The organism is Kibdelosporangium philippinense (genome assembly GCF_021390435.2).
In the GTDB taxonomy this organism is placed as follows: domain Bacteria; phylum Actinomycetota; class Actinomycetes; order Mycobacteriales; family Pseudonocardiaceae; genus Kibdelosporangium; species Kibdelosporangium philippinense.
Genome location: NZ_JAJVCN010000002.1, coordinates 2,108,997 through 2,127,552, shown reverse-complemented (window position 1 = coordinate 2,127,552; position 18,556 = coordinate 2,108,997). Strand labels below are relative to the sequence as shown.

Sequence of the window (18,556 nt, the reverse complement as noted above, 5' to 3'; positions counted from 1 at the left end):
GTGACGGCTGATACCTTGATCAACTTGTGGGGTCCCGGCGTGCGTACCGCAGCGACTTGTCCGATGCTCGCTGGGCGTTGATCGAGCCAACGCTGACGGCGTGGCGTGCTGCCCGGCGTGGGCCGGGAACCGTGATGCGCGTGCATGACTTGCGGGAGATCGTGAACGCGATCCTGTACGTGTGCCGGACCGGGATCGCCTGGGAGTATCTGCCGCACGACTTCCCGCCCTGCAAGACGGTTTATGACTACTACGCCAAGTGGGAAGCCGATGGCACAACGGAAACGCTGCATGACCTGTTGCGTGACCAAGTCCGCGTCGCGAAAGGCCGCGCTGCTGCCCCGACGGCGGCGATCATCGACTCGCAGAGCGTGAAAACCTCCTGCAATGTCAGCGAATCCAGTCAGGGTATCGACGCGGGCAAGAAGATCAAGGGCCGCAAACGGCACATCGCCACCGATGTGCTCGGCCTGCTGCTGGCGGTAATCGTGACCGCGGCGTCGGTGCAGGATTCCGCTGGCGGGCAACAGGTTCTCGATCATCTCGCCGCTGCGCATCCGACCGTGTCGGCGGCATGGGTGGACGGTGGCTACAACAACACAGTCATCCGTCATGGAGCCCAGCGGGGTATCCGGGTTGAGGTCGTCAAACGCCCTTCTGCCAAGGGATTCCACGTGTTGCCCCGGCGGTGGGTAGTGGAGCGCAGTCTGGGCTGGCTGATGCAACACCGCCGACTCGCGCGCGACTACGAAGCCCTGCCCCAGCGGTCGCGCACGATGGTCCACTGGGCGATGACTAACATAATGAGCCGCACCCTGACCGGGGAATCCACCCAAACCTGGCGAAACGATCCACCCAAAGCAGACATTCTTGCCTAACTAAGATCAGATGCCCTCTGACAGGATGTTCACCCGGATCGGGGTGCCCCGCTTTGCGGAAATCTCCCCTAACCAACGCGGACCTGCACCGTCCGCACACGCCACCGCCTGCGCTCGGTGCGCGCCGATCGCCCATCCGACGCCACTGGTGAGCAAACCGATGATCAAGCCTGCGGCGCAGATCGTCCCGAACACCTGCCCCGCACCGGTAAGCGTGACGGTTCCCGATGGGTCGATGGAGCCGCCGTACACGGTCAGCACCATCTTGCAGGCGTCGATGAACCCGGACAGGCTGCCGATCCGGTCGGCGGGAACTACCAGCAGGATCCCCAGAATCGGTCCACCGTAAAGCAAAACAGCGCCCAACCCCGACCTGAGGATGGCGAATGGCACGGTCCGTCGCGGATCCCGCATCTCCTCGGTCGCGGTGGACGGCAGTTCGAAACCGACGTAGTTGTAGATCACGAACGGCACCAGTGCGATGAATCCGACGTAACTCGGCGTGAAACCGCTGGCGGTCAAGGGTTGCACGCCGTTCTCGATGCCGTAGACGACGACCGACACCGTGAAGAATCCAAGAAGGACAATCCGGGCGATGGCTCCCGCTGTCGGCACCCATTTGCCGACCCGCAAGGACGTGGCGACCGCGAGCACGCCGAACCAGATGAAGATCAGGCCGACGACATACGTGCCGACCTGCCCGAGGTCGGCGAAGAATGTCTCGAAGGTGGCAAGCGCGATGACCGTCAGGCTTCCGCCGACCCACACCGGATTGGTCAGCCAGTACAGCACTTGGTTGATGCCGGCGACGCGGCGCCCGAAGGCGAGCTTCGTCCACACGTACGGGCCGCCCTCGACCGGGAATGCCGTGCCGAGCTCGGCGACCAGCAGGCCGTAGGGCAGGAAGAACACGATCGCGAGGATGACCATCCAGGTCAGTCCTTGTGGCCCTTTCGATGCGACGCTGCCGATGGTGTCAAGACCGACGAGCGTGCACAGCAGGAAGAAAACCACGTCTACTCGGCGCAACGACTTACGCAACCGCGAGCGTTGTTCGTGCCACCCTGCGCCGAGTGTGTCCATGGCGACCTCCATAACTGGTCGGTCAGTCAGTTATTCCGCACACAGTGACCACCATCACCCGGTCGTGTCAACCCTTGACCGAGAACCACCCTTCTTGACAGCGTCGACGCAGCGGCGATACTGACTGAGTGGTCAATCAAGTTAAGTCGCCGTACCTGCAGGTGACTTGGCACGACCCGGTCACCGGGCGGCCAGGGTTCCTGGTCATAGACCGTCTGGTCCGCGGCGTGTCCAGCGGCGGCCTGCGGATGAGTGCCGGATGCACGCTCGACGAGGTCATCGGCCTGGCAGCCGGCATGACCGCGAAAGAGGCCCTCAACTACGACCCGGACAGCCGGTACATCCCGCTCGGCGGCGCGAAGGGCGGCATCGACTTCGATCCCCGCGACCCGGCAGCGGTTGACGTACTGCGCCGCTATCTCACGGCGGTCCGGCCGTACATCGAACGGTTCTGGACCATGGGCGAAGACCTTGGCCTGCGCCGAGACACCATCGACGAGGTACTGGCCGAGCTCGGTATGCAGTCGTCCATCCAGGCCATCTACCCGTTGCTCGACGACGAAGCCAAGGCGCGCCAGCGACTCGCCGATGCATTCGAGATCTCGGTCGACGGCGTCGCGCTGGACGAGTTGGTAGGTGGTTGCGGTGTCGCGGAGGCGGCGCTGGTGGGCATCGAGCGCCTGAACTTGGCTGCCCCGAAGGCGTTCGTGCAGGGATTCGGGTCGATGGGCGGCGCGACGGCGAGATTCCTCGCGCAGGCCGGGGTCCCGGTTGTGGGAATTGCCGACGCCGCAGGAGTCGTGGCGAATCCGAACGGCCTGGACGTAGAGCGTTTGCTGCTGACCCGCGACCAGTTCGGCATGATTGATCGTAGTCAATTGCGCCCCGATGACCGCGAGTTGCCGTTGGAGGCGTGGCTCGATGTCGAGGCGTCAGTATTGGTCCCTGCGGCCGTTTCGTACGCGATCGATGACGCGAGCACTGTGCACGCGGAGCTCATTGTGGAAGCCGCGAACATGCCGGTGACGTCGGCTGCCGAGGTAAACCTGGCCGAACGCGGTGTCCTGATCATTCCGGACGTCGTGGCGAACTCTGCCACCAATTCCTGGTGGTGGTGGACTTTCTTCGGCGACATCGAAGCCGATGCCGAGGCGGCCTTCACCAAGATCCGCGAGAGCATGCGGAAGTTGGTCAACCGCGTCCTGGACCGGGCCGCGCAGGATGGCGGCACGCCCAGGGCCGCGGCGACGGCCATCGCCGACGAGGCGACCGATGTCATCTCGCGGCGATTCGGGCCAAGTACGGTGTGATCATGCCCCGCCCCAGCGTCGAAGCCGAACGCAAGGACCAGATACTGCGTGCCACCTGCCAGGTGATCGCCGAGCAGGGATACGTGAACTTGCGGGTCTCCGACGTGGCCAAACAAGCCGGAGTCAGCGGCGGGACGATCCACTACTACTTCGACAGCAAACGCGACCTCGTGCACGCCGCGTTCGAGTACAACTTCGCCAGGTCGTTGGAGCGAAGGAGGTGGATCCTCGATTCTCCAGACGATCCGTTCTCCCGGCTCAGGTTCGTGATCGACTCCTATCTGCCGGTGGACGAGGAGACCATCGAGGCGTGGCGCGTGTGGGCGGCCTTGTGGGCCGAAGGCCTACGCGAGCCGAACCTGCAGGAACTCAACGAGCGGATGTACGGCGACTGGCGACGCCTGGTCGCGAGCATCATCCGTGACGGCCAGGACAGCGGCCAGATCCGCGCGGGCGACCCGGTCCAGTTCGCCAACATGCTGATCTCGATGATCGACGGGATGGCGTTCCAGGTCCTGCTTCATTCGCAGAACATGACCGTCCAGCGGATGAAGGCGACGTGCCTGGCCTATGTCGACGGCCTCAGTCAGGCCTCTCCCTCCAGCAAGTGAATCAACGTCGGACGATCGGCGTCGAAGGCCTTCTCCAGCACGCCAGGCAGATCATCGGGTTGCGAGATGCCGTGGCATCCCAAGGATCGCGCCAGTGCCGCGAAATCCAGTGAGGGCAGGTCCACCGCGACAGGGTTGTTCCCGCGCGCGATCATTTCCCGCCGGATCTCCCCGTATCCGCCGTTGTCGACCACGATCACCGCGATGGGCAGGCCCAGCGCCGCGGCCGCTGCTAGTTCTGGAGCACTGAACATAAAGCCGCCGTCGCCGTGCAATGCGGCCACTCGCGCGGTCTTCCGGCCGAGCTTGGCTCCGATGGCGGCAGGCAGGCCGTAGCCCAGCGTGCCAAGTCCGGTGGGATACAAGAACGATCCCGGCATGTATCGCGGCAAGTTGGAGTAGGCGCCGTAATAACAGGCCATGGCGCTGTCTCCAGCCAAGATTCCGTCTCGCCCCAACGTTTCGGTCAACGCGTCGACAAGTGGCGACCACGCGGCGCCCTCACTGGCGGCTTCGATGGCAATCCTGGCGCGCCATGTGGCAGCACGCTCAAGATCAGCACGCGAGTCCAGCATTCCCGCAATCGCTGCCATGGTCGGTGCGGCGTCGCCGACCAGCGGGATGCCAGGTTGGGCATTCGTGACGACCTGGGCCGGATCGATGTCGATTCGGATGAGCTTGCCGGTGAAGGTGAACGGTCCGTTCCAGAGGTCCGCGGGTGCCAGTTCGGTGCCAACCGCCAGGACCACGTCGCAGTCGGCGATGAACTCGGCAGCGGCCGGGTGGTGCAGCCCCGCGCCCAGGGAGTATTCGTGGTCCTCGGGCAGGATTCCTTTCCCGTTCGCGGTTGCCAGCGCGGGGGCGGCCAGGCGTGTCGCGAGCGCCATCAGCTCAGCGGCGGCGCCGCGTGCACCTCCGCCGACGATGATCCCGGGACGACGCGCACTACGCAGAAGCGCCGCAGCCGCGGTCGGGTCTGGCACGGATGGGCTGACCGGGATCGGAGCGACGATCTGTGTGTCTGCGACCTCGTCCAACAGGTCGTAGGGAATCTCCAGGTGCCGGGGACGCGGCCGTCCCGAAGACATTTCGGCAAACGCTTGCGCGACTGCCAGCGGGATCTCTTCCACGCTGTGGACGCGGTGGCTGCCTGCGGTGACCGCTTCCATAGCGGCGGACTGATCACGGACCTCATGCAGCATGCCGACCCAACGGCCGGGATGATCGAGCGGAGGGCCTGGCGAGATCAGCAACACCGGCACAGAGTCCGAATAGGCCTGTGCTGCGGCCGTCGCGGCGTTGAGAATGCCCGGACCGCTCGTCGTGATGCAGATCCCTGGTTTGCCTGTGGCGCGAGCGTATCCGTCGGCCGCAAATCCGGCGCCTTGCTCGTGTCGAGGTGACACGTGCTGGATGCCCAGATGTGCGTAGATGCCGAGGTTGTGTGTGCCCGGGATGCCGAACACCACCTCGACGTCGTGCGCGGCCAGAGAACGCACCAACGCCTCACCACCGCTCATCTTCGGCATCAGGGCTTCACTCCCACCACCAGCGCATCCACCGCGAGCGGACCATCCGCAGTGACCCGCACGGGATTCAGTTCGAGCTCGGCGATGTCTTCGCGCGCGGCGATCAGTTCGGACACCGCCACGATGACCTCGGCGACGCCTTGAACGTCGACGGCTGGCCTGCCGCGCCACCCATCCAGCAAGGGTGCGCAGCGCAGCCGTCGGACCATGGCCAGCGCATGCTCGATGTCAACGGGAGCCAGCTCCACAGAGGTATCCCGATCAAGCTCTGTGGTGACGCCGCCCGCTCCCACCATGACCACTGGACCGAATGACGCGTCGCGGTGGGCGCCGATGATCAACTCGATTGCATCTGGGCGGACGTCCATCTCCTCGACTACGTATCGGCCTGCCCCTAGGCGTGCGACGAGTTGCCCGTGCGCATCAGCGACCGCGGCTTCGTCCGGCAGCCCAAGGACCACAGCGCCAACCTCGGTCTTGTGTGTGAGCCAATCGGCCTTGAGCACGTAGGGCGCTTGCAGGCCCGGAATCTGGACCACGCCGTCGACCTGGGCACACGGCGGAAAACTGACGCCTGCGTCAGCGAGAAGTTCCCTCGCGGCGAGGTATCCGGAACCGACTTCGCCTGTCAGGCGACTGACTTCTGGAATCTTCCGAGGCTCCGTCCTCGCTGCCCGCGCTCCCCCGCGCAGCGCGACAAGCGTCGTGTCGACGTCACGAAACACTGGGATCCCGTTGGCGCGCAACGCGTCCACCGTCGGACCGTCGGCGGCCATGCTGTGCACGACGATTGTTCCGCCGCTGGCGGCAAGCTCCTGGACCACATCGAGTTCACGGGTGCACAGTTGCGGAATGTCCACGCCGTAGCTGCCGAAGTAGCCCGTGATCAAGACGGCGTCGATCTCCCCGCTCGTCGCCAGAGCCGTCGCGATGCGGCTGTAGACGGACAGGTCTTGCTCGCCCACACCGGCCAGGTCAACCGGGTTGCGACTGCTGGCGCGTTCAGGCAGCCACCGCGAAATCTCGGCAGTCAACTCCTCGGACAGCCGCGGAACCTGCAGGTCGGCCGCACTCGCGATATCGGCCGCGATCGCGCCCTGCCCGCCACTGTCGGTCAAGATCGCGACCCGGTCGCCGTTGACCTTCGTGCTGAGCACGAAATGCGCCACCGAAGCCAGTTCCGCAGGTGTACGAACCCGAATCGCACCGGCGGCGCGGCAGGCCGCGTCGACAACATCGAGTGGCGCGGTCAGAGCACCGGTGTGGGACTGTGCCGTCTCGCGGCCCGCGGCGCTGGCACCGACCGTGAGAACAAGGGTGGGTTTGCCTGCGGCCCATAGGTCCGCGATCGCGCCGATCAGTGCCCGGCCGTCGCCAAAGTCCTCTGCGTACAAGGCGACTGCACGTGTGGGTTCGTGATCGACCAGATCGGCCAGCACGTCGTTGACCGTGACGTCCACCTGATCGCCTACCGAGACGAACCGGGACACGCCGACGCCGAGAGACGCTGCCAGGTTCGCGATTTCCACGCCAAGCTGACCGCTCTGCGACACGATCCCCAGCGAGCCACCGGTGAAGGTTCCCCAGGCGAGCCTCAGGTCGGCGGACCCGTCGTACAGCCCAAGGCAATTGGGGCCGATCATGCGTACGCCCGCCGCGCGGACCCGCGCAGCAACATCCTTACTGGATGCCCTCCCTGCCGAGATGTCGAGCACGCCGCGAACACCAAGGGTGATCGCCTCGTCGACAACGGAATCAGTCACTGGCACCGCGAGAACGACCAGATCGGGCACTTCCGGAAGATCGCCGAGCCGCTTGTACGCAGGTTGTCCGAGAACCGTGTCGGCCTTGGCATTGACCATGTACACGGTACGCCGATGTGCGCCGGTCAACGCGCCGCGGCCAAGCCAGTGGCCCCATTTCGCGGGGTGGTCACTCGCGCCGACCACCGCGACCGACCTGGGATCACGGAAGACGTCGAGGGTCACGACCGGGCCAACCGACGGGAGATGACCAGCCGCTGGATGTCCGAGGTGCCTTCCTCGATCTCCTCCAACTTGGCGTCCCGCAGCCATTTCTCGGCAAGGAACTCCTGCGAGTAGCCCCACCCGCCGAGGGTCTGCACGGCCGCCCATGTGCACCACATCGCGTTCTCCGAGCCGACGAGTTTGGCCATCGCCGCCTCGGACGTGACGTCTTCACCAGCGTCGAAGAGCTGAGCGGCACGCATCGTCAGCAGCCGAGAGATGTCCACTTTGGTCGCCATGTCGGCGAGCCGGAACGCGACCGCCTGGTGGTCGATGATCGGCACGCCGAACTGCTGACGTTCCTTGGCATACGTTGTCGCGAGGTCGAGTGCGGCACGGGACAGGCCAGTGGTCGCGGCGCCGATCAGAGTCCGTGACGCGTCGAACGTCCGCATCAACCCATAAAAACCTTGGCCTTCGTCGCCGAGCCGGTTGGCCACCGGAACCTTGACGTTGTCGAGGAAAACCTCGGCGTTGACGATCGCGCGCTGCCCGAGCTTGCGCATCGGTTTGCCCACCGTCAATCCCTCGGAATCGCGCTCGACCACGAACGCGGTGACTCCCTTGCTGCGCGAGCCCGGTGCCACAGTGGCGAAGATGACGAACGACTGCGCGTAGGGCGCGTTCGAAATCCACGCCTTCTGTCCGTTGAGGACGTAATGGTCGCCGTTTCTTACCGCCGTCGTGCGCAGAGAGGCGGCGTCCGAGCCGACGTCGGGTTCGGTGACTGCGAGCGCTGTGAGGGGCGGGTCGTCGCTGCACAGGGGCTCGAGCCAGCGGCCGCGCTGCTCGGCGGTGCCCAGTTCCAGGATCGGCGCGGCGTAGAAACCATTGGAGGTGACCAGGTTTCCGATGCCGATGTCACCGTGGCACAGCTCTTCCTGCACGCGCGCCTGGGTCAGCAGGTCGGTTACGCCGCCTCCGCCCACCTCCGCGGGCAGCATGAAGGCGGTGAGGCCGATTTTCGCGGCCGCCCGCCACAGCTCGAGCGGAGACTCGACCTGCGCGTCGTCCACCGCCCGCGCCACGGGCCTGATGTCACGTGCGGCGAACTCCGCTGCGAGGTCGAGGAACTGACGCTGCTCGCCGGTCAGTTGCACCGCGTCACGAACCACTCGGGCCATGAAGCTCCTCCGAAAATTAACTGGCCAGTCAGTTATATAACTTCGCTGGTAGCGGAAGGCTTTGTCAAGAGGCTCCGAGCACTGTCACCAGCGGTGCGACCCTGTGATACTTCGCGGCATGACCTTGATCGGCCGGGCGGACGAGGTGGCCAGATTCCAGGCCACCCTCGACCGGCTAGGTACCAAACCGTGGGTCATCGAGGTCGTCGGCGAGCCGGGCATCGGCAAGAGCCACCTGCTCGACGAAATGCGCGTGCACGCCGTGCACCACGGAATGCTGGTACTGGGCTCCCGATCGACCGAGCGCAGCCGCCAAGTCCCGTTCAGCACGATCACCAAGGCGCTCACCGAGCACGTCCGCCCAGCGGATCTCGGAAAATCGCAGCGAGCCGCATTGGCTCCGCTGTTCCCGCAACTCGGTCCGCGAACCGGGGATGTCGAGCGATACCGGGTACACCGGGCGATCCGGGCATTGCTCGAGTCGCTGGCCAAACCCGCAGGCTTGGTCCTGCTGCTCGACGACCTGCACTGGGTCGACGACGGCACTGCCGAACTGCTTGCTCATCTGCTGCGCCACCCGCCCGCCGGGCCGGTGCTCCTTGTGCTGGCATACCGGCCCGCACAAGCGTCCGCCCAGGTCACTGCGGCCATCGACCAGGCGGTCCGTGACGGCGACGCCGAGCGAATCATGCTGGACGCGCTGACGGTCGACCAGTTCGCCGAAATCCTCGGCGAGGACATCCCGCCCGAGCGGTCCGAAGCGTTGCATCAAGCGTCCGGCGGCAACCCGTTCTATCTGCGATTGCTGACCACACCGCCGAGCGGAACTGCGCCAGCGTCACTGCTCGACGAGCTCACTGGGCTGTCGCCCGTGACTCGGCTGGTCGCATGGTCAGCGGCGGTCGCAGGCGATCCATTCGAGCCAGGGCTGGTCGCTGCGATCGCCGCGCTCAACACCACCGACACTCTCGAAGCGCTCGACGACCTGATGGCCCGTGATCTGGTCCGGGCCGACGACGAGCGCAGGTTGCGATTCCGGCACCCGCTTGTCCGTCAGATCACCTACCTGGACGGAGACGAAGTCTGGACGCGTCTCGCCCATGGCCGGGCCGCGGCAGAGCTGGCGCGGCGAGACGCCCCGGTGGCTGTGCGCGCGCACCACACCGCACTCGCCGCGCGCGCAGGGGATCTGGACGCGATCAGCACCCTGGTTCGTGCCGCCGCCTCGACAATGCGCGAAACGCCCGCGGCCGCAGCGCACTGGCTCGGCGTTGCGCTCGACCTGCTGCCTGACGGTCAGCCCCAACTCCGGCAGCGACTGCTGACCATGACCGGTCACGCGATGGCCATCACCGGGCGCCTGGTCGAAGGCCGCGAATTGCTCCGCAGCGCGCTGGCCGAACTTCCTCGCGAGGACGAGGAAACCCGGAGAACCGCGGCGACCCTGTGTGGCATGGTTGAGCGTTTGCTCGGCAACTATGAGACTGGCCGTTCGGTGCTGCTCGCCGAGATGCCCGACGGGACGCACACCATTGGTTCGGCCAGGCTGAAACTTGAAGTGATTCTTAACAGCGTCGTTCGCGGTGAGTTCGGCCAAGACATCGACCTTCTCGACGAGGTACTCGACTTCGCCCACCGGTCGGCGGACCGCGTGCTGGAAGCGGCGACGCTCACGCTGCGCTCGTGGGCCAGCTACCTCGGCGGCGATCTGGCCAGTTCCTTCGCCAGTTGTGACGCCGCGAAGGAACTGTTCGACGGACTGCCGGACGGCGAAATCGGCGAGTGGATCGACCTGGCGGCATGGCTGAGCCATACCGAAGGATTCCTGGACCGATTCGACGACGCGCTGCGTCATGCCGACCGAGGTATCGCGCTGGCCATGAACACCGGCCGCCAGTACGTGCTGCCGCACCTGTTGGTCAGCCGAGCGGTCCTGCTGCGCTGGCTCGGCAGGCTCGAAGAGGCGGACCGCGACGCCCAGGCCTGCGCGTCGCTCGCGTTGGACCAGGGCAGCGAGCCGTTCCGTGGTGCCGCGCTGCTCGTCGCCAGCCGTTCACGCCTCGCAGCCGGTGATCTCGCAGGAGCCGCAGAGGCTGCGCGATCGGCCGTCGAGGGCCCTGGCGACGCGTTGTCGTTCCCGCCAGGCAGCGCCCGTTACTCGGCGGCGGTCGTGACCGACCAGCTCGACCGGACGGACGTCGTGTTGGACCTCCTCGGCGGCCCGGAGTTGCCCAAGACCGACCTGTACAGCCGACCGATTCGCTACGAGGAGCTCGCCAGGCTCGACCTGGCGGCGGGAAACGCGGACCGAGCCAAGGAATGGGCATGGCGCGCTGAGCAGACCATCCATCCTGACCTGCCGATGCGCGTCGGGCTGGCCTATCTCGCGGCCGCCAACGCCGGGTTGGGTACAGGCGAGAACCGTGTCGCCAAGGCAAAGGCCTTGGCGGCGATCGAGGCCTTCGAACAGGTTGCCATGCGGTTCGACGCTGGACGGGCGCATCTGGCGTCGGGCCGGGCGTCGGCAGCACTGGGCGAGTCGGCGGAAGCGGTCGGCGAGCTGGAGAAAGCCGCGGCGCTGCTCACGGCCACGGGGGCGCCAGTCCTGGCCGCGCAGGCGGCCCGGGAACTCCGCCAGCTCGGCCGGCGGGCAGCCGGGTCGGAAACCCTGACCGCGCGGGAACAGCAAATCGCCGAGCTGGTCGCGTCCGGCAACTCCAATCGGCAGATCGCGGAGACACTCGTGATCAGCGAACGCACGGTTGGCACGCATCTGACGAGGATTTACGCCAAACTGGGAGTTTCTTCACGTGCCGCGTTGGCGGCGCAACACACACGCGGCGGATAGGGATATGGAGGCCATGGCGCACTTCGTGGGGCGGGCGGACGAACTGGCTGTGCTGACGGCACTCTTGGCTCGCCCGGGCTTGTGCGTCGCGGAGGTGGTCGGCGAACCAGGCATCGGCAAGACCCGCCTGCTGGCCGAGTTCCGGGCAGTGGCGTCCGCGAAGGGCCACCGCGTGCTCGCTGGTCAAGCCGGGGAACTGTCCGGCACCGTGCCGTTTTCCATGCTGGTCGACGCCATCGATGACGTACTCGTCGGTTGCCGTCCACCGTTGGATGACCAGTCCCTGGCGCTGCTGGCCGACGTCCTGCCGTCCATCGAGGACTTCGCACCCGCCGAACGTCCGGCCAGCGGTGGCCGGTATCGGGTGCACGCGGCGCTTAGCGAACTGCTGGAGTGGCTGGCCGCTCCCGGCGGCCTTGTCCTGACGCTCGATGACGTGCACTGGGCCGACGAAGCAACCTCCGAGTTGCTGGGACGGTTGCTGCGACGTCCACCGCAGGTTCCGATGGTGATCGTGCTGGCGTATCGACCGCGCCAGCAGCCGCCGCACCTGACCGCCGCGCTCGCCGGAGGCAACAGCGAGATTGTCGATCTGGCACCGCTGTCTCGGGCGCAGACTGCCGAGTTGGTCGGCCCGGATGTGTCCCAGCACCGGCTCAATCGACTCTACGACCTCAGCGGTGGCAATCCGCTCTATCTCGATGCATTGTCCAAAGTGGGCACTCTGGCTTCGTTCGACGCCGTGTTGCACGCGGAACTGGCGGTGCTCGCGGAACCGGAGCGACTGACGGCGCACGCCGCAGCGGTATTGGACGAGCCACTGGACCTGGACACGGTCGCGCGGGTGGCTGAGCTGTCAACGGCGGAGGCGAGGACCGCGCTCGACGGGCTCGTCGCACGCGATCTGGTTCGCTCTGACGGAAACAAATGGCGTTACCGGCATCCGCTCGTCCGGCGTGCCGCCTACCGGTCCGCCAGCCGGGGTTGGTTGCACGGAGCGCACACGCGAGCGGCCAAAGCCCTGGTGAACGCGCCCTTTGTCCAGCAAGCTCCGCATGTGATGCGGGTGGCGCAAGTAGGTGACCAGGAAGCGATCGACCTGCTCACCAGCGCAGCCCAGGAGGCGCTCGCGCATGGCCCAGCCACGGCCGCGCAGTGGTTGCGGGCAGCGATCGACCTTCTTCCGGAAACCGCGGCGGATCAACGACTGCGGCTGCTCGCCGAATACGGGCACGCGTTGTTGCTGAGCGGCTCGGTGCATGAAAGCCGCGACGTCCTTCAGGCCGTGCTGCATCAGTTGCCAGCCGACGAGCCCGCACGGCGTGCGGCTGCTGTGGTGTCGTGTGCGCGCGTCGAGCAATTGCTTGGCCACCACCCCGAAGCTCGCGGCCTGCTGCTGGCCGAATTGCAGCGCCTGCCGGAAACCCATCGCAGCGAGAAGGCCCGCCTCGAGTTGGAGCTTGGCTCGGTGGGACTGATCAGCTGCGATTTCCAGATCGAGATCCGCTGGATCGACGACGCGCTGGCGATCGCGCGCGAGCTGGGCGACCGCGCCATGGAAGCCGAGGCGTGCTGCGTCCACACTCTCGCCGCGTACGGCGCGTCGGACGCGGCCACCGCGCTTGAGTGGCAGCAAACAGCAGCCATGCTCCTTGACCAGCTGTCCGATGACGAACTGGCCGCCAACCTGAACGCCCCTGCGACGCTGGGCTGGGCCGAGCTGTACCTGGCCAAGCCACGCGTCGCCTTGCGGCATCTCGACCGTGGGCTGGCATTGTCGGCACGCACTGGGCAAAGCCAGCAACTCGTGTACTTGCTCACCGGGAAAGCCATGGCTCAGTTGCTGTTGGGCGACTTGGCCGAAGCGAGCGCAGCTGCGGCTGAGGCTGTGGAGGTCGCCGAGTTGTCCGCGAGCGACAAGCTGCGGGTGTCGTCGTACACGGTCCAGGCGATGGTGGAAACGAGCCGCCGCAACCATGATCTCGCGTTGCGGGCCGGTCGTCGGGCCGCGAGGGCGAGCGGTGACACGTTGGACTGGTGGTCGGCGGTCGCGGGCTGTGCGTTGGGCGGCGCTTGGTTGATCAACGGCGATGCTGACGCGTGCGTGGCCGATTTGGTGCGCCTGTCCGGTGGGCCGGAGTTGCCGTTGCTGGATCCCTTGCATCGGCCCGTTTTCGCGCGCGGGCTCGTCGCCGCCGAACTGGCTCGCGGACGCTCGGACGAGGCCCGGCGCTGGATCGAGTGGATGGAACAGTCCGTAGCCGATTGCCGAGGTGGCGAGCTGTTGGCCAATCGGGCGGGCCACATCGCGTTCTGCCACGCCACGATCCGCATGGCCGAACGTGACCCGCACGCGGCGATCGAGTACGCGACCAAGGCCGCGTCGGCCTTCCAGGCCACGGACCACCTGATGCCGGAAGTGGAAAGCCGCGAGATCCTGGGCAGGGCGCTGGCCGCGGCCGGCGACGTCCCCGCTGCGATCAAGGAACTGACCGAGGCCGCGCGTCTGTACGAGCGTTACGGCATGGCCTGGCGCCGTGACGGTGTCTACCGACGGCTGCGCACGTTGGGCCACAACGTGATGGCGCCGCGGCGGTCGTCAACGCAGGCCAGCCTCCCGCAGCTGACAGCGCGGGAGGCTGAAGTGGCGCAGCTTGTCGCCGACGGCTTGACCAACCGGGACATCATGCATCGGCTGCGGCTGAGCAGACGGACCGTCGAAACCCATATCTCCAACATCCGAGGAAAGCTGGCTGTCGAGTCAAGGGCCGCGCTCGCCGCAACCGTCATCCGTGCTGGTCAGGCCTCTTAACCGTTACGAGGCCACGGCGACGGTGACCTTCTTTTTCCGCATCGGCTTGGTCTCGCCGACCATCGTGGTGTCCGGCCGGACGCCAAGCTGGTCCAGCAGTTCAAGGTCGTCACGCACGCAGTAGTGCGTGGCCAGCCTGCCGTCGCGGCCTTCGTAGATGTGCACCTGCTCGACGCTGACGGCACACCGGGTCGGCGCGACGTTGAGGTACTCGCCCACGTGCACCCCGGAAAACCGCAGCCGGACAACCGTTGTGGTGCCCTCGGCGACCAGGCCGAGCACATCCCATCGAGCGTCTTTGAACGCGCGCCGCAACGCCTGGATGGAGCTTTTGAACCAGTCCGGCCCCGCTGACACGCCTAGGTCGGCGAAGTCCGGCGTCAGGTAATCGTCGATCCTGGAAATCTTCCCGTCGTTGAACGCCCGGCATAGCTCCAATACAAGGCGTTTGTAGTGAGCGGTCCCCGTCATTGCTTCCTCGACCCTCTCCCCAGGAGGTCCCCTTGCCCCGGACAATAGTGACGCACAGCGGCCGTCAGCGCTTCGTGGTAATTACGCACATCCTGGCCAAGCGCTACGTAAGTTGCTGCCGAACGTAACCAGCTCGACTCGTTAAGTAGCCAGAAGGGCATGCCGCACGTTCCGCTTCGCTCCCCTTTCCGCATCCAGGAAATACCCGGTGACCCGCCCAAAAGGACGTGCACACCGGGCAGAGGTTGCGGCTACGCCTCCTGGCCGTCGGCAAGGACCATCTCGGCTCCTTCCCACGTCCGTCGCAACCAGCGATCGTGCGACGCGATCACGACCGCGCCAGGCGCGGAGCGCAGCGCGTCTTCCAGCTCCTCGACGAGGTTCAGCGACAGGTGGTTCGTCGGCTCGTCGAGAAGCAGCACGTCAGGCGGCTGGCCGAGCAGGATGGCCAGGGCCAGCCTGCGGCGCTGCCCCACGGACAAGTGACCGACCGGGCGGTCGAGGTCCTTCGGCGCGACCAGGCCGAGCTCGGCAAGCGGCACCGAGCCCGAGTAGAGACTGCGTGGGCTCCTGTCCGGTTCGGTGAACTCCACGTCCTGTTCCAGCAGACCGACCCGCACGCCGCGAGCGCGCCGCACCTCGCCGCCGTCCGGCGCCAGCCGCCCGGCGAGCACGTGCAGCAACGTCGACTTCCCGGCTCCGTTCGCACCACAGACCATCAGCCGCTCGCCAGTCACGACATCGAGCTGGCCGATGGCCAACCGGCCCGCAATCCGGACCTGGCGCACCGACAGTGCCACCTTGTCCTCGGGCGGCGCGGCGGTCAGGGCTGCGGCGAATCGCAACGGTGCCGGAGGCTTACGCACCTGCGTACGGGTCAGCTCGTCGAGCCGATGTTGCGCGTTGCGGACACGCCGCGAGATCTGCTTCTGTACCCGGCCACCGAAGAAGTTGTAGCCCATTTTATTGCTGGTTGTTCGCGGCCTGGCGAAGTTACCCTTCGCACCTGCTTTGACCTGCTGGTTTCCGCTCGTTGCGGCCGGTTGCGGCTGAACGCGGCTGGACGTCGGACGGCCTGTAGACGGCCTGACGGCGACCGGGTGGGTCCTCTTTGGACGGGTCGGTGCGAACGTCTGGTTCAGCTCGTATCGAGTCCAGATCGAGAGCTGGTCGGGCATGGTGTCCTCCTGGCGTGACGGGCGAGAGCAAGGTGTTTCGGTCGGTCCCTGCCCGACCCCCTTCCCTCACCCCTGCCGCCAGTTAGCACCGGGACGGCGGTGTCAAGGGTGGGCGCTTGCGACCATGGCGCAGCCTCGCCGTAGGCGCCCTTGATGCCGGTGGCCCGGTGTTAAACGCTTGATGGGGAGGGTCCTCCAACGTGGCCATTTCTTGTCGTACGGGCGCTACGTCGGCGGGCGTCGACTTGCCCACCTGCCGGAAGCAATTCCGCGGTGACTTCCATGCTCTGACCTGCGTCGACTCGCCGATTTCTCTACGGAGCTACGCGCCGCTGTCGGCACAGGTATCCACGCGGGCGGCTCGGGGCCCAGCCGGTCGACCGACCGGGCGGAGCGGAGCGGGAGCCCGGTCGTGTCGGGATGGATTGGCCCGTGCCGCCGAGCGTGGCGCGCGCCGCCGACGGCCGCGCGCCTTGATCCCATAGAGCCAAATTCGGCAACAGATGATCGTAGGACTTGATCATAGGACCAGGACAATGACGGGAACCGACGCGAACCAGCAACCAGGGCGCGGACTCGAATTCCAGATTCACGCCCACGAAGGCTGAAAAACACTTCCAGAATGGATCAATAAAGAGGATCAGTGGACCGTTCCCGGTTTGGTGGACACAAGGTTAGGTGCCGCCCGATTGTTCGGGAGACGCATCAGTGGGTTCGACACGCCGCCGATTTACCGAGGAGTACAAGGCTCAGGCGGTAGCGTTCGTTATCGATGATCATCGGCCGATTGCCGAGGTCGCACGCAATATCGGTGTGCACGCGATAACGTTGGGGAGCTGGGTGAAGAAAGCCAGGGGGTCCGACAGGGCAATAGCAAAGTCGTTGTTGCTGTTCAGGGGGTAGATGCGGCCAGGAGCGGGAGGATTCTCATGCGGTCGGCGGCGATCCATTCCAGGGTGCGTTTGATCTCGGTGAGTCCAGCCAGGCGGATCAGGCCGATGGCCAGATTGCGGAGCATGGCCATGGCGTGAGCACCGTTGCCGGTGTAGGCGTGCTGGTGGTCCTCAGCGAACACGACGTCGCGGACCCAGTGGATTTTGTTCTCGATGCCCCACTGACCCCGTACCAGGCCACCAATGTCCCGAGCGGACGCTCGCTCGGTGTTCAGGCTGGTCACGCCGTATGCGATCTCTTTGTGGACGCGTTGCCCGGCGAGGTTGAACACGTCCCGGCGGATGCGGAAGACCTGGGCGGCATGAGGGAAATCGACGCCCTCGGCGACGGTCGCCCAGATGGCCCGGCGGGTGATCCGCCCGTGGCTGCGCTCGTCGTCCACATGGTCCTCCGACCCTGGGGCAGCAGGCGGCAGCAGGGCTTGGACCTGGGCCAACAGGGTCGGCTGGTTGCCTTTGACAGCAAGCACGTAGTCCGCCTGCTTGTCGGACACCAGGTGCCGCGCGGTGTCGCGCTGGGTGTGCGCGGCATCGGCCGTGACCACCGCACCCGCCAGATCCATACCCGTGAGCAACGACTTGACCTGCGTGGTCTCGGTCGTCTCGTCGGGGACCCGGATCTGCGAGATGACCACCGCCTGGCCGTGACGCATCGCCGAGAACAGGCGCACACCACCGGAATTACGCACGGCCTTGCCGTCGATGGCCACCCCGTCGAAGCCAGCACAGCCGTCGTCGCCGGCCAGGGCCATCGCTCGATCAGCCAGCCAGTGGCACACCAGCCTGTCGGCGGCCTCGGCGTCCACCGACTCGACCACCCGGCGGATCGTGTCCGCGCTCGGCGCCACACGCCGTCCCGATAGGACGCTCCGCCGCGCCCCGACCAGCTCCAGCAACTCCTGCGGCAAGTCCTCGGCCCGGTCACCGGCCTCCCGGTAGTTCTTCGCCCCCGCCAATACCGCCAGCACCGTCACGGCCAGCACCGTGGCGATGTGATGCCGAATCCCCCGGCGTTTACGGGGATCGGCGACCTTGCCCAGCAACGCGACCAAGTCGGCTAGCTCAGCCGAGCCCATCATGACCGACGCATCGACGGGTACGCAGACGGCATGCGACACTGACACCAGCGGCCTTTCGACAGACGATCAAGAGCGTGAGAACTCACATCGTCCCATCGAAGGGCCGCATCTCCTTACCCACCAGGGAAAACCTCACCCCGCCCCACCACTCCCAAGATCAACCGACTTTGCTTTAGCCCTGGGGGGTCCGATACCTCGGCGAGCACGCCATTGGAGGATTCAGAGCGCTGAGTTGGAGCGGCTGCGTGCGGAGAACGCCGAGCTGAAGATGCAGGTCGAGTTCGCAAAAAAAGTAGCGACCTGGTTCGCGAAAGACAAGCAGTGAAATTCGCTGCGATCGCGGACTGGGCGGCGTGCGGTGACTTCCCGATCGAGTTCATGTGCCGCGAGCTGGGCGTGTCTCGCTCGGGCTACTACGCCTGGCGCGACCGCGCCCCTAGATCAACTAGGCCCCTTGAACTTCGACATTTGAATCAAGTTTTTCGGCGGCATAGCGTCGAGTGTGCCCGCTCCATATCTACAGACTCGTTGTCTGACCAGCCACTTTGGAGTGGCACGGCCGGTCATCACGGATGATCGGACTTCGGCGCAGCGGGTGGTGGCGGTCTGCCGATCATGACCGCAGGTCCTTGCGTGAGCTTGGCCAAAATCAA

12 protein-coding genes and 1 pseudogene are annotated in these 18,556 nt (G+C 66.0%); 6 read left to right on the top strand and 7 right to left on the bottom strand.

From position 1 onward, the window contains the following. The first annotated feature begins 26 nt into the window (after window positions 1-26). Window positions 27-878 (top strand): IS5 family transposase, encoded by an 852-nt coding sequence (locus LWC34_RS28625; protein WP_233722595.1) that lies wholly within the window; start codon window positions 27-29, stop codon window positions 876-878. A 6-nt stretch (window positions 879-884) separates the two neighbouring features. On the opposite strand, the gene LWC34_RS28620 is transcribed toward LWC34_RS28625, so the two are convergent. Beyond that, a complete protein-coding gene (locus LWC34_RS28620; RefSeq protein ID WP_233728199.1) occupies window positions 885-1,961 on the bottom strand; it encodes an APC family permease in 1,077 nt (358 codons plus the stop codon). Between the two features lie 128 nt (window positions 1,962-2,089). On the opposite strand from LWC34_RS28620, the gene LWC34_RS28615 reads away from it, so the two are divergent. Continuing rightward, window positions 2,090-3,271 carry a Glu/Leu/Phe/Val dehydrogenase dimerization domain-containing protein gene (locus tag LWC34_RS28615; RefSeq protein WP_233728198.1) on the top strand — a complete coding sequence of 394 codons (1,182 nt, stop codon included), beginning with the start codon at window positions 2,090-2,092 and terminating at the stop codon, window positions 3,269-3,271. 2 nt (window positions 3,272-3,273) lie between these two features. Then, window positions 3,274-3,882, top strand: coding sequence for a TetR/AcrR family transcriptional regulator (locus LWC34_RS28610; protein WP_233728197.1), 609 nt, complete (start codon window positions 3,274-3,276; stop codon window positions 3,880-3,882). Here LWC34_RS28610 and LWC34_RS28605 read toward each other — a convergent pair. The 3 genes from LWC34_RS28605 to LWC34_RS28595 are packed head-to-tail and all read right to left on the bottom strand — an operon-like array spanning window position 3,858 to window position 8,562. Beyond that, window positions 3,858-5,411 carry a thiamine pyrophosphate-binding protein gene (locus LWC34_RS28605; protein ID WP_233728196.1) on the bottom strand — a complete coding sequence of 518 codons (1,554 nt, stop codon included), beginning with the start codon at window positions 5,409-5,411 and terminating at the stop codon, window positions 3,858-3,860. The two genes, LWC34_RS28610 and LWC34_RS28605, sit on opposite strands and share 25 nt — an antisense overlap. Beyond that, entirely contained in the window at window positions 5,411-7,399 is a 1,989-nt protein-coding gene (locus LWC34_RS28600) for an acetate--CoA ligase family protein (RefSeq protein WP_233728195.1), read from the bottom strand. The genes LWC34_RS28605 and LWC34_RS28600 overlap by 1 nt, the downstream gene beginning before the upstream one ends. Next, window positions 7,396-8,562: an acyl-CoA dehydrogenase family protein gene (locus LWC34_RS28595; RefSeq protein ID WP_233728194.1), complete on the bottom strand. Its 1,167-nt coding sequence runs from the start codon at window positions 8,560-8,562 to the stop codon at window positions 7,396-7,398. Before LWC34_RS28595 ends, LWC34_RS28600 begins: the two co-directional genes overlap by 4 nt. Before the next feature lie 118 nt (window positions 8,563-8,680). Between LWC34_RS28595 and LWC34_RS28590 the strand changes: the two genes are divergently transcribed. After that, complete coding sequence (locus LWC34_RS28590; protein WP_233728193.1) at window positions 8,681-11,410, top strand: ATP-binding protein; 2,730 nt, start codon at window positions 8,681-8,683, stop codon at window positions 11,408-11,410. Window positions 11,411-11,423: 13 nt separating this feature from the next. Continuing rightward, the gene (locus tag LWC34_RS28585; RefSeq protein WP_233728192.1) at window positions 11,424-14,222 is read left to right on the top strand and encodes a helix-turn-helix transcriptional regulator; all 2,799 of its coding nucleotides are present in this window, start codon (window positions 11,424-11,426) and stop codon (window positions 14,220-14,222) included. 3 nt (window positions 14,223-14,225) lie between these two features. Here LWC34_RS28585 and LWC34_RS28580 read toward each other — a convergent pair whose 3' ends face one another. Next, window positions 14,226-14,693: an ester cyclase gene (locus LWC34_RS28580; RefSeq protein WP_233728191.1), complete on the bottom strand. Its 468-nt coding sequence runs from the start codon at window positions 14,691-14,693 to the stop codon at window positions 14,226-14,228. Window positions 14,694-14,944: 251 nt separating this feature from the next. After that, a pseudogene (locus LWC34_RS28575) lies at window positions 14,945-15,679 on the bottom strand (ATP-binding cassette domain-containing protein); the annotation flags it as partial. An 870-nt stretch (window positions 15,680-16,549) separates the two neighbouring features. Between LWC34_RS28575 and LWC34_RS58910 the strand changes: the two are divergent. Next, window positions 16,550-16,774 (top strand): transposase, encoded by a 225-nt coding sequence (locus tag LWC34_RS58910; RefSeq protein ID WP_372496624.1) that lies wholly within the window; start codon window positions 16,550-16,552, stop codon window positions 16,772-16,774. On the opposite strand, the gene LWC34_RS28570 is transcribed toward LWC34_RS58910, so the two are convergent. Beyond that, on the bottom strand, window positions 16,764-17,948 hold the full coding sequence (locus tag LWC34_RS28570) for an ISAs1 family transposase (protein ID WP_233722717.1): 1,185 nt from the start codon (window positions 17,946-17,948) through the stop codon (window positions 16,764-16,766). The two genes, LWC34_RS58910 and LWC34_RS28570, sit on opposite strands and share 11 nt — an antisense overlap. Between the last annotated feature and the right edge of the window lie 608 nt (window positions 17,949-18,556).

Bases quoted from the DNA above. Each gene is read 5' to 3' on its own strand.
- LWC34_RS28580 (WP_233728191.1), bottom strand. From the start codon at position 14,693: ATGACGGGGACCGCTCACTACAAACGCCTTGTATTGGAGCTATGCCGG.
- LWC34_RS28595 (WP_233728194.1), bottom strand. From the start codon at position 8,562: ATGGCCCGAGTGGTTCGTGACGCGGTGCAACTGACCGGCGAGCAGCGT.
- LWC34_RS28590 (WP_233728193.1), top strand. From the start codon at position 8,681: ATGACCTTGATCGGCCGGGCGGACGAGGTGGCCAGATTCCAGGCCACC.
- LWC34_RS28605 (WP_233728196.1), bottom strand. From the start codon at position 5,411: ATGCCGAAGATGAGCGGTGGTGAGGCGTTGGTGCGTTCTCTGGCCGCG.
- LWC34_RS28620 (WP_233728199.1), bottom strand. From the start codon at position 1,961: ATGGACACACTCGGCGCAGGGTGGCACGAACAACGCTCGCGGTTGCGT.
- LWC34_RS28585 (WP_233728192.1), top strand. From the start codon at position 11,424: ATGGCGCACTTCGTGGGGCGGGCGGACGAACTGGCTGTGCTGACGGCA.
- LWC34_RS28610 (WP_233728197.1), top strand. From the start codon at position 3,274: ATGCCCCGCCCCAGCGTCGAAGCCGAACGCAAGGACCAGATACTGCGT.